At 50.9% G+C, this 11,856-nt stretch carries 10 protein-coding genes and 2 pseudogenes; 10 read left to right on the plus strand and 2 right to left on the minus strand.

From position 1 onward, the window contains the following. From JCM12296_RS27650 to JCM12296_RS27685, 8 genes and pseudogenes are all read left to right on the plus strand, one after another. Positions 1 to 649, plus strand: a pseudogene (locus tag JCM12296_RS27650) (transposase); the annotation flags it as partial. Between the two features lie 78 nt (positions 650 to 727). After that, positions 728 to 859, plus strand: coding sequence for a hypothetical protein (locus JCM12296_RS48270; protein WP_281492177.1), 132 nt, complete (start codon positions 728 to 730; stop codon positions 857 to 859). Positions 860 to 911: 52 nt separating this feature from the next. Further along, positions 912 to 1,400: a GNAT family N-acetyltransferase gene (locus tag JCM12296_RS27655; RefSeq protein WP_246804978.1), complete on the plus strand. Its 489-nt coding sequence runs from the start codon at positions 912 to 914 to the stop codon at positions 1,398 to 1,400. A 24-nt stretch (positions 1,401 to 1,424) separates the two neighbouring features. Beyond that, a complete protein-coding gene (locus JCM12296_RS27660; RefSeq protein ID WP_054699887.1) occupies positions 1,425 to 1,916 on the plus strand; it encodes a GNAT family N-acetyltransferase in 492 nt (163 codons plus the stop codon). 67 nt (positions 1,917 to 1,983) lie between these two features. Beyond that, positions 1,984 to 2,424 carry a GNAT family N-acetyltransferase gene (locus JCM12296_RS27665; protein ID WP_218188320.1) on the plus strand — a complete coding sequence of 147 codons (441 nt, stop codon included), beginning with the start codon at positions 1,984 to 1,986 and terminating at the stop codon, positions 2,422 to 2,424. Positions 2,425 to 3,070: 646 nt separating this feature from the next. Then, positions 3,071 to 3,499 (plus strand): VOC family protein, encoded by a 429-nt coding sequence (locus JCM12296_RS27675; protein ID WP_246804980.1) that lies wholly within the window; start codon positions 3,071 to 3,073, stop codon positions 3,497 to 3,499. Positions 3,500 to 3,933: 434 nt separating this feature from the next. Next, positions 3,934 to 5,922, plus strand: a complete 1,989-nt coding sequence (locus JCM12296_RS27680; protein ID WP_054699894.1) for a cytochrome c peroxidase — start codon at positions 3,934 to 3,936, stop codon at positions 5,920 to 5,922. A 397-nt stretch (positions 5,923 to 6,319) separates the two neighbouring features. Further along, the gene (locus JCM12296_RS27685) at positions 6,320 to 7,498 is read left to right on the plus strand and encodes a hemolysin family protein (RefSeq protein ID WP_054699896.1); all 1,179 of its coding nucleotides are present in this window, start codon (positions 6,320 to 6,322) and stop codon (positions 7,496 to 7,498) included. 182 nt (positions 7,499 to 7,680) lie between these two features. On the opposite strand, the gene JCM12296_RS27690 is transcribed toward JCM12296_RS27685, so the two are convergent. Then, positions 7,681 to 9,078 carry an alkaline phosphatase family protein gene (locus JCM12296_RS27690; protein WP_306304142.1) on the minus strand — a complete coding sequence of 466 codons (1,398 nt, stop codon included), beginning with the start codon at positions 9,076 to 9,078 and terminating at the stop codon, positions 7,681 to 7,683. A 210-nt stretch (positions 9,079 to 9,288) separates the two neighbouring features. Then, positions 9,289 to 9,516 (minus strand): YHS domain-containing protein, encoded by a 228-nt coding sequence (locus tag JCM12296_RS27695; protein ID WP_054699902.1) that lies wholly within the window; start codon positions 9,514 to 9,516, stop codon positions 9,289 to 9,291. A gap of 207 nt (positions 9,517 to 9,723) precedes the next feature. On the opposite strand from JCM12296_RS27695, the gene JCM12296_RS27700 reads away from it, so the two are divergent. Both JCM12296_RS27700 and JCM12296_RS45945 read left to right on the plus strand, forming a co-directional pair. Continuing rightward, positions 9,724 to 10,509 (plus strand): IclR family transcriptional regulator, encoded by a 786-nt coding sequence (locus tag JCM12296_RS27700; RefSeq protein WP_054699904.1) that lies wholly within the window; start codon positions 9,724 to 9,726, stop codon positions 10,507 to 10,509. A gap of 49 nt (positions 10,510 to 10,558) precedes the next feature. Further along, positions 10,559 to 11,856, plus strand: a pseudogene (locus tag JCM12296_RS45945) (AMP-binding protein); the annotation flags it as partial.

Here is an 11,856-nt window from a genome sequence, read left to right on the forward strand (position 1 = left end):
GAATCCGCTTCGTGCCGGCATTGTCCGTGACCTCACCTCGCTGGACGGCTACCAGTATACAGGCCACAGCGTCCTCATGGGAAAACAGAAAAAGAAGTGGCAGGATGATCGGAAGATTCTGGCTATGTTCGCCAGAACGAAAAAGGCCGGCAGAAATCAATATCGTGCGTTTGTAGAAAAAGGGATCGCAGCCGGCCGGCGGCCTGAACTGGTCGGCGGTGGACTAGTACGCAGTGTCGGTGGCTGGAAACAGGCCAGGGTGCTCTTGAACGGTCAGGACCGGATAAAGGGTGACGAACGAATCCTTGGCGACGGTGATTTTGTCGAGCAGGCACTGTCGCTGAGCAACGAGCGCAAGGAACGACAATACAGGCTACAATCCGAAGGCGTGGACCTGGAACGGCTGACGCAGGCTGTGGCCGATTATTTCAATGTATCTGCCGATCGATTGTTCATGCCAGGGCGCTACCCGGTCATCGTGGCGGCGCGCAGCCTATTATGCTATCTGGCGGTTCGAGAATTGAACCTGACAGCGACCGAACTGGCAAGAAAAATGGGCTTGAGCCAACCGGCGATCAGTATGGCGGTAAAGCGGGGGGAGGGGATCCTCAGAGCGCATGGATTGTGTATCGATACATTTTTAACTTGACTTATATGCTAATGGACGTCCCTACCTTGCTCTTGACTTATATGCTAATGGACGTCCCTACCTTGCTCTACCTTGCTGATGATGCGCACGGCCGACAACCTGCGCCACGCCGCCAACCTGGTGGACGTCTTCCCCGATGCGGCCGTCACGGCCCGTGAAGCCATCGGCCTGATCATGAAACCGCCGGTGGTGGAGGGTGATGATGAGTAACCCCCGAGTTTGCCGAAACGCTACTTAAGAGGATCGGAAGGGCTCTATTTTCATGGGGATCTACTTAAAGATGACGGATTCCATAACACAAGTTAAAGAGGTAACAGCCTCAGAGGCACCCATCGACCTGCTTCTTCAAGCAGATCCTTCAATAAAAAAAGTTGAGGGCTATTTGAGGCAATCAAAATGCTTTATTGCTACGTTAAAAAATCAAGTTGTTGGGGCATGTATCGTTAAACCAGTTTCTGAAAATACACATGAGTTGATGAATATCTCAGTTGCTCCAGAATATCAAAAAATTGGTATTGGAAGGAAACTACTTCAATATGTGATCATTTCCACTCGTAAGGCTAAGGTGAAACGGTTGGAAGTAGGAACGGGAACATTTGGATATCAGTTGGCCTTTTATCAACGCGAAGGGTTTCGAGTGGACACGGTCGAAAAAAACTTCTTCCTGGATAATTACGAAGAACCAATTTATGAAGATGGAATTCAGCTTCAGGACATGCTTAGGCTTGTGTTGAAGCTTGAGGAAAACTGAGCGTTCGGCAGCAATGATATTATCATGAAAATAAGAAAAGCATGCAGTTCTGACAAAGGCAATATCTGGAAACTACATGTTGCATCAATCAGGAAACTGTGCGTCAACCACTATACCCCTGAGCAGTTAAATGCCTGGACCAGTGTTCTTACGCCTTCTGTTTATGATCAAGCTTTAAAAGAGAAGGTATTTTTAGTTGCTCATGATTCACAGCAGGATTTGATAGGCATAGGGATTTTTGATGTGGGATGTGCAGAAGTCAGCGCAATTTATATTCATCCTGATGCTACGGGGAAGGGAGTTGGATCGCAACTCCTTAATGAACTTGAGACGATTGCTCGAAAAAGCAATATCTTTAAAATCACTGTTTATTCCACGCTCAATGCAAAAGGCTTTTATATGGTTCATGGATATTTAGAACAGGAATTAACGTTTCACGATTTGTCGAATGGATCAAAGCTTGAATGCATCCGAATGTTCAAAAATTTACTGAACGATGCCGAACAACGGCATTGAGAGCGACGGCAAAAATCCGCCGTGCCTCATCCCGGGCGTTCGACAACACAAACGATAAGATAAAAAAATGATAAGAGACGTTCAGAAAAACGATGCAGAAACAATTTGTTCGATATACAATCATTATATCGAAAACTCTGTGATCACATTCGAAGAGAAAGTCGTTCCAGCTTTAGAAATGGAAAAACGAATCCAAAATATAATTAATAATTTTCCATGGATTGTGTATGAAGAGAACAGTTCAATACTCGGCTATGCCTATGCAAGCAGGTGGAAAAGCCGCCATGCTTATCGTTACTCTGTAGAAAGTACAGTGTATTTATCAAAAATAGCCGTTGGCAGAGGCATTGGAACCAAACTTTACCAAACATTAATTGATCGACTGCGAAGGATCTCTGTTCATACCGTCATGGGCGGGATAGCGCTACCGAACCAGGCAAGTGTTGCTCTGCATGAAAAATGGGGTTTGAAAAAGTCGCCCATTTTAAAGAAGTCGGTTGGAAAATGAATCGATGGATTGATGTTGGTTACTGGGAATTAACTATTTAAATGCCGAACAAACGCTTGCACACAGAGCGGGCGGATACAGCCGCTCTAAAAAAGTAAGTGTTCAGGAACATTAAAATCAATTTTAAAAACTTTCGATTTCCGATGCCCGCCTGGTAAAGCGTGGCGTTAGAAGTCAGGCAAAATGAAAATAACAAATAAAATATATACACCACCGAAATATTTAACTTTTATAATTTTAGTAGGGACACTTATTGTCGCCTTTTCAATTTTCATGATCAAAGAAATATCCATACTTACAATAGCACTATCTCTGTCATGTATTTTATTCTTATTAGCAGTGTTAGATCTTCATTTTTCAAAAGTTATATTCAACGATAGCTACATAGAAATTAAAAATTTATTTAAAAAAGAAAAAATAAAGATCTCGGACATGGTAAAAGTAAAAATAGAAGACCATGAATTATTTTTATATTTAAAAAACGATAAGACAAAAAGGCTACCGAGTTGGTTCAGTGACCGGCACAGTTTATATAAGCTCTTAGATAGTCGATTAAAGGCGTCTAGCCATGGTATTTACTAAGACCAGGCTTTTTTCGCTTTTTTTTTACAGTTGATCATAAGGAGAGTGGACAATGCGTTGCCTAATGGATCATATCGTTTTGAATGTAGAAAACGACAAAAAAATGCTCGAATTTTATTCAAAAGTACTAATGCTTGAGACTGAACGCACAGAAGCATACTTTCAAGGACAGGTTCCATTTCCTTCTGTGAGATTAAATCCTGACACAATCATAGATCTGTTTCCGAAAAAGATGTGGCAGACAATAGGCGATGATAAACGGGGGCGCAAGCATTTAAATCATTTCTGCCTTTCGCTTACCAAGGAGGCGTGGAAGCGACTCTTTGATCGTCTCAAAGACAACAATATTGATATAGACGAAGGGCCTGTTCCTCGTTGGGGTGCGCATGGCAGCGGGACGTCCATTTATTTTCGAGACCCAGAAGACAACCTCATCGAAGCACGTTATTACGAGGGGCATAATAGCGCAGAAAAGTGTTTGCTTGGAACATAGACAGCATATCCGATGTTTCTATCTATCACAACAGCAAAACCTTGATGTTATAAAAATCGACCAGCTTGACCCTTTTCTTTCCATGTGACATGATTTAGAGCCCTCTTGATCTCGAGCTACTGTTGCGACCATGGGGCTGCCGATGATCTCATGGCCCTGGCAGCATGGGTTGCCACACGCTGCAGCCCCCTTACGGCATCACATCTCCACCTTTTCCAACAAGATCTTTTCAGCCCGCGCCTTGAGTGCCACCGCCCTGGGCTGGGGCAAGAACCACTCACGATCGGATGGTCAACCCTCGTCCATGTTCCCGGATGTTAGCGAATCATGGGATCAACCCGGCACGAAGGTGTGTTTACCCGGTGGGGTAAACACGCATCACCGACCGGTTTCGCAGAAAAGCGATATTCTTGATAATGAAAGGAGACTGCACCATGAAAACGGTAAAAGGAAGGCTGGTTTATCTGGCAATAATGATGCTCCCGCTCGTTTTGGCGGCCATCGGCTGCCAATCCGTCCAAAAGGGCCCGTTGGAACGTTCAGAAGGTGAATCGGCAACAGCCATGCCGCAAAAAACCGTGTTAAAGGCCGAACCGGGAACGCCGGACGGCATATTGCTCATGCAGGCCAGATATCTCATTGGCGAGCTTCCCGATCGAATGCCGGGCAGTGAAAACGATACGCCGGCAAAGGTGGCGCTGGGCAAAAAGCTCTATTTTGAAGAGGCGATTTCGATCAACAAAACCCAATCGTGCAACGACTGCCACCCCATCGACAACAAGGGCGCCGGCGCCGACAACGAGAAGACCGGCTTGGGGGCGCTGGGCAAAAACGGACCGCGCAACGATCCGTCGACATTGAACGCCGGATTTCAAATCGCCCAGTTCTGGGACGGCCGGTCACCGGATCTGGCCGACCAGGCCAAGGGTCCGGTACTGAATCCCATTGAAATGGGCATGCCGGCGCCGACAGAGGTCATCGACCGCCTGAAAGCGGCCGGCTATGTGAATGATTTCAAAAATGCGTTTCCCGATCAGGAGAATTCGCTGACCTATGACAATTTCGGTGAAGCCGTCGCCGCCTTCGAGCGGACGCTTATCTCCCGCGCCCGCATCGACCGGTTTATTAAAGGCGAAGCGGATGCGCTGACAGACCGGGAAAAGGAGGGTATGCGCATATTCATGGATGTGGGCTGCATTCAATGCCATAGCGGTCCTGTCCTCGGCGGCATGATGTTCCAAAAAATCGGTATCTTCGATGCCTACGCCAATGAAGCGGACAAAGGTCGATACGAGGTGACCAAAAACGAGAACGATCTTTATGTCTTCAAGGTTCCCATGCTCAGAAACGCCACGCTTACCGCGCCCTACTTCCATGATGGAGGGGTTGAGACCATTGCCGAGGCCGTGGATCTGATGGGCACCCTTCAGTTGAACCGTCAGCTTACCAACGCGCAAAACGACCGCCTGATCCGTTTCCTCACCGCGCTGGCCGACGACACGCGCACCCAGGCCCCCCTGCCGGATGCCATCAAGGCGGTCAACGGCCCGACCCCGCCGGACATGGCGACCATCGCCAATGATGAACAGGGTAAACGCGTAAAATACGGCTATGCCCTGGTGACCGATACCTTTCGGCTGCTGGGCGGCAAAGCCGGGGATACCGGCCAATACGCTGTCGGCAACAACCTGGCATGCACCAATTGCCATCAGGAAGAAGGAACCAAAATCTATGGGTTTTCCTGGGTCGGTGTGTCCACGGCCTACCCCAAATACCGCGGCCGCGAAGACAAGGTACAGGGACTCAGAAAACGGATTAACGGTTGTTTCCAGCGCAGCATGAACGGAAACCCCATACCCGAGGACGGCAAGGAGATGAACGCCATCGTTGCCTACCTGGACTGGCTTTCCGCCGGTACGACCAAGGCGGAAGCGGTATTGGGGAAATCACCGTTTAATCCCCCCCATCGCATGGCCGACCGGGAAAAAGGGGCCATGCGGTATGCGGAGTTCTGTCAGTCGTGTCACGGCAGCGACGGCGCCGGCTTCGCGGCGACCAGCGATTCCGAAAAAGATGCGGGCGCTTACCTCACGCCGGCCGTATGGGGCGACGGGAGCTATAACAACGGCGCGGGGGCCAACCGCCTCCTGACACTTGCGCCATTCCTGCAGTCCAATATGCCGCTGGGCACAGGGTACCTCCATCCGGTGCTCTCCACGGAGGATGCCTACGATGTCGCCGCTTATGTCGATTCGATGCCGCGTCCCCAGATGGCCAACCTGGCGAAGGACTACCCCAAACTGATCAAAAAACCCGTGGATTGCCCCTATCCGCCTTACGCGGATGCATTTCCCCAGGAACAGCATCAATTCGGTCCGTTTCAGCCCATTCTAGCGGCAAAGGAAAAAGCAATGGCCAAGTAACCCAAAGGGCCGTTCCAACAGGCTGGATCGGCAAATATAGCATTCAAGATAATGTTTTTGGGCTGCGTTATCGGTCGTCGCGGTATTGTTTATACAGCTTCCTCCCTCTGGCCTTGCCAAAAACATTATCTTAAAAACTATAGGGTAGGTTTTCAAGCAGGCTCGCGCCGCCCCGATGCCCTAAAAATCCAGCGGTTCGCGGACGCCCTTGGCAAGGAACATGCGCGAAGGCATGCAGCCCGATATATGTTGATGCCTTCGCGCACCGCCACGATTTCCCCACCAGGGCAAAAAAAGGGGTCAAGTCTGCTTTTGACGCATTTACCTATTTTCTATAATCGTTATTTATGGCAAGACCTCTTCGCATACAGTATTCAAACGCTTGGCACCATGTCATATGGAGAAAATCATCAACAGGCCATATTGGGTATCACTTTTTATACTCCCATTGATGCTGGCTGGCTCGGCTTTGGCCGTTGCCCCTGGCGATCTTACGGAGTCGATTATCGAAGATTCCAACGCTGATGTCGTGCAGTTGGCCCTCTATGTGTTTCTGGCGCTGGGGTTTTCGTTTCTCTGCTCCATCGCCGAAGCGGTACTTCTAAGTATTACGCCGTCGTATATAGAAGGGCAGAAAGAAAAACGACCTAAACGGGCCGCGCTCTTGAAACGTTTGAAACAGGATAACATAGACCGATCACTTGCGGCCATTTTGACGTTAAACACGATTGCCCACACAGTTGGTGCCATTGGTGCCGGGGCAAAAGCGACGGCTGTATTTGGAAGTGCCTGGTTTGGCATGTTCTCGGCGATCATGACGCTAATGATCCTCTTTCTTTCCGAAATTGTTCCCAAAACCATCGGCGCGGTCTACTGGTCCAAGCTTATCGGACCAACCGCTCTTTTTGTAAACACACTCATTGTGGTTCTTTATCCAATCGTTTGGATATCTGAAAGAATCACCAAGTCTATTTCCCATGAAAAGAGCCTGGATATTTTCAGTAGGGATGAATTCGTGGCCATGGCGTCGGTAGGTGTAAAGACCGGACAAATTGGCAGCGAGGAATCACGGATTATCCAAAACCTGTTTCGATTCGAGTCACTAAAAGTGGCTGACATCATGACGCCACGCACCGTAATCTCAGCCTTCCCAAAGCGCATGCGAATCGTCGATTCACTGAAACAAGTGGCACAATCACCATTCTCGCGGTTTCCCGTTTACAAGACGAATATCGACGACATCGACGGTTTTGTTCTTAAAAATGATATTCTCATCCATACCGCCCAGAAGTCGGGTGGTGATAAATTGGAGACACTGAAGCGTGACATCCTTTCCGTACCGGAGTCGGTATCGCTAACCGCTCTATTAGAGCACTTTCTGAAGGACCGGAGTCATATTGCCATCGTCGTCGATGAACATGGCGGAACGGAAGGACTCGTGACATTAGAGGATTTAATTGAAACGCTTATGGGGATGGAGATTATGGATGAAACAGATAATGTTGAAGACATGCGTTTGCTGGCACGAAAGCAATGGATGAAACGGGCAAAAGCGATGGGTCTTTCACCAATGTAAGGTTGCGCTGAATGTATGGGAGCAGCTTGTTGCGGCGACAGGGTGTGCATTCTTTCCATTTAATTTAAGGTAGTTCTCGTGGATGGCGGGCAAAAATGCCAGAGACACGGCAGTTTGCCCGCCATCCCACATCGGACACGGTTTTCTACCGATGCCGGTTATGGATTCCCGGCCAACCGCCTTTATCTAAAGATCTCATCAATGGTGAAGGCACGGTAGACATAATCACCGAATTCGTCTTCTACAAACCTTGCCACATGGTCCAGCGTGGTGTCTTCTGGCAAATCGTTTCGATTCAGGTAGATCATATCGTCAAAGGGGTCGCCGTTATCGGGATTGTTCTGAATTATGCCTGATCCGAATTTGTCTTCGATGGCTTTGAACAGGTTCCTGTTATAAAGGATTCGGCCGTCATAGGCATTGTGCCCCCCATGATCGGCGGTGACCACCATGGTATAGCGTCCGGCACCGATCTTTCGGTCCAGGAAACCCTTTATCTTTCGCAGGCAATAATCCACGGTATACATATACGTGTAAAGTTCGGGTGAATTCACGCCGTAACGGTGTCCTAATTTATCCAGGCACTTGAAGTTATAGTAAACCAAGTCGGTGATGGCGTCCTGCCCCACCCCTTCGTTTTGTATGGCCATGAGTAGCATGTCGGTGGCCCACAGCGTGTAGAAAGGCGTGTACATGGCCTCCTCGAAATAGGTGTTGCTCTTGTAGCCGGCCGCTTCACTCCACAACTGGACGGTGGACGAGGGTTCCTCGACATCGCTCGTCACCGCCGCATAACTAAAGCTGAAGGTTTCGCCATCCGGAAAAACCCCTTGGGGTCCGACGATCACATTACCGTGTTTCGGCGCAAAGGGGCTGTTGTCTTTAATAATGGTGTGCTCGGTCCACGGCTCGGAACTGATGTCGATGCCATAGTTGGCAAGCAGCCAGTCATCGATGCGGATAGGGTTGGCGTCCGAGTGGGTTAGATAATCTGGCAGGCTAAAGTATGTTGGGTTGGTATAGGGCAGACCCAAGTCTCTGGAAAGTTTCAGGACGATGTCATTGTCGCTGCGGCCCTCCATATAAGCGGCACCGTGCCCGCCCATACCCAAGGCGGCGCGGCCGTATGGGCTCATTGAAATAACGATGGGCAGGTTTTGCATGTCAAGATCCATGACATCGGCCAGCGTCGGGGTGAGCAGATTGAACATGTCCATGCTGTGGCGCGGCGATCCGTTGTAAGCCAAGGGGAATATCGGGGATTTTTCTTCATCATAACTGCGAATGTTGTTGCCAATGATGCCGTTGATCCCAGGGGTGGCGCCGGTACCAATCACCGTGTGGGAAACCGCCGTTCGTGATCCGGCATAACTCAACATGGCGTTGGCATAGCTGGCACCCTGACGCATGAGCACACTGCGAGTAAAGGCAAAGGCCGGACAGATCTGCGGATTGGTGAGGTAGTCGGCCCGGCACTGATCCATGGTAAAAAGCAAAACCGCCTTCGGTGAACCATCGCTTGACGGGCACGCTTTCGCATTTTTTCGATGCCGTCGTTTGGGCGTCAATATTTCCGTCAAAACCCTGCCATTGGCGGTTTCCGGCGGACGTATGCCGATAAGGGCCGCCAGAGTTGGCGTAATATCCTCAAGCGAAGCCGTGGTCTCCTGGATACATCACAGAAAGTGACGTTTTTCGAACCCGTCAAAAAGAGGTCCCGCATCACGACACATGTCATGGGTGCGGGACGGTTACGAGAATGAGAAGGCAATCAGGAAGTACGTTTTTTACTACCGGCAATCCTGGGTCGTCCGGCTGCATTGAACATCTTTGAGTCTATCCGTGTATCTAGCCCAGAACCCCTTTTTGGTCTTGGCATCCGCTTTGTCGAAGGTGCTCTGACAATCCTTCGAACAAAAATAGTGCGTTCCCTTCTCATCATCACTGACAAACTGGCATTCATCGGGATAAACGTCCTTACCACAAACCGGATCTATTGTTTGTTGGCGTTCACTCATATTAACCCTCCATGGATTGATTGTTTAGGTTCCTTGGGGTCAAATCGACGGATTTGATAACCACGTATCTCTGTGAAAAATAATAATACCGTTTTTCAACATTTCACCCATAGAATCTCCCCATGTTTTTGTTGACAGAATTCTTTTTCCGATGCTACAGGACGCTTAGTTTATAAATATAAAACTTTAGTTTTGTATAAAGAACTCATGACCAGACATAAAAAAACGACACCCAAAGACAAGTATATGGTGCCCGCCGTGGAACAGGCCATGCGCGTGCTGTTTCGCATTGCCCAGAGCGAGTCGGCCCACATGAACCTGACCGAAATCTGCGAAAAGACCGAGATCCACAAAAGTACCGCCTTTTGCATCCTGCAGACCCTGCGCAAATATGGCATTGTGCAGACCGCCGGCCGGGGCAAGGGCTACGCCTTGGGTCCGGGCCTGATCGGCCTTTCGCGGCGTTTTCTCGATTCCCTCAGCATGCCCAAGCTGGCCGAACCACTGCTTACGGATCTGGCAACCAAGGCCGGCGCCACGGCCGCATTGGGGCTGATTGCCGACCAGAACGTTTTCGTGGCCGCCAAGCATGAGGGCAGCCATCCCATGGGTGTCACCATGCGCGTGGGCCACCGCTTTCCCCTGACCTACGGCTGCCACGGCAAAGCCATCGTTGCCTTCCTGCCGGAAGCGGAACGCGAAGCCCTGCTGGCCTCGGATGCGCTCTACTTCCATGGCGACCCGTCACGGTTCGATCGCGAAAAATTGAATGCTGAAATCATTCGCTGCCAAGAAGACGGCTATGCCATGGACCTGGAGGAGACGGTTCCCGGGATCAACGCCGTCGCCGCGCCGGTGATCGGTCCGAACCAGCAGCCGGTCGGTTACCTGGTCGTTCTCGGGCTATCTTCGGTCGAGGGCGTATATGAATGCGGTCGCCGGGTCGCAGCGGCAGGCAAGAGTCTGTCACGCCAGTTGGGGGCAGAAATCTGACAGAGGAGGTTTTGACATGCTGATTGGCCACGTCCTTGAAAAACGTGCCATGGTCACCCCCCATCGCCCGGCATTGATTTTCCAGGATCAGGTGATTTCCTACCGGGTGTTTGACCAACGCACCAACCAAACCGCCCATGCCCTGATCGCCTTGGGTGTCAAACCCGGTGACCGTGTTGGGCTCCTGATGCACAACTGCCCCCAGTTTCTGGAGGTGTTTTTTGCCGCCGCCCGTATCGGGGCCGTGCTGGTATCCCTCAATGTCCGCTTGGTTCCGGCCGAACTGGATTTCATTTTGAGCGACTGCGAGGTCGGCGGGCTGATCTACGGCCCGGAATTTAAAGAGACCGTCGCCGCCCTGACCATGCGCCCCCGCCTCTCCTACCAGATCTCCACGGATGAAAAACCGGCTGACGGCTGCCTGGGATATGCGTCACTGGTGGCATCCCAACCCTCGACGGTGCCAGACCTTCCGATGACCGAAAGCGATCTTCTGGCCATCATGTACACCTCCGGCACCATCGGCCATCCCAAGGGGGTGATGCTGACCCACCGTGCGGTCTACCACGCGGCACTCAACATGGTGGTCGGCTTGAACTACGAATATCCAGACAAGCTGCTGATGTTGGCGCCGCTTTTTCATACCGGTGCCAGTAGCCCCATTGTCGGCCATATGATCAAGGGCATTGCCACGGTCATCACGCGCGTTTCGACCCTGAGGAAACGCTGGCCCTGATCGAAAAACATGGCATCCGGATCATCCAGGGCGTCACGGCCATGATGCGCATGCTCCTGGACGTGCCGGATCCCTCGCGCTTTGATCTGAGCACCTGGGAAGTCGCCGCCCTGCCCGGCTCGCCACTGCCGTTTTCCCTGGTTAAGCTGGCCCACGAACGGTTCGGCGTATTGTGCCAGAATCTCTGGGGCATGACTGAAATCGCCGGCCCCGGCGCATTGATGAACATGGAAGATATTCTGGACAAGCCCGAAAGCGCGGGAAGGCCTTACTTTGAGGTCGACCTGCGGATCGTCGATCTCGATGGGCGCCCACTTCCTGCAGGCGAGGCCGGAGAACTCGTGGTGCGCTGTCCACACATGATGACCGGCTACTGGAATCTCCCCGACGCCACTCGAAGCACCATCGTCAATGGCTGGCTGCGCACCGGCGACCTTGGCTATCTCGACGAAGACGGCTACCTGTATATCATCGACCGACTCAAGGACATGATCGTTTCGGGCGGTGAGAATGTCTACCCCGCCGAAATTGAAAAAGTACTTCTCCTTTTGCCCGAAATCGACGAGGCATCGGTGGTGGGAATCCCCGACGACAAATGGGGCGAGGTCCCC

It is taken from the genome of Desulfosarcina cetonica JCM 12296, assembly GCF_001311845.1.
Taxonomy (GTDB): domain Bacteria; phylum Desulfobacterota; class Desulfobacteria; order Desulfobacterales; family Desulfosarcinaceae; genus Desulfosarcina; species Desulfosarcina cetonica.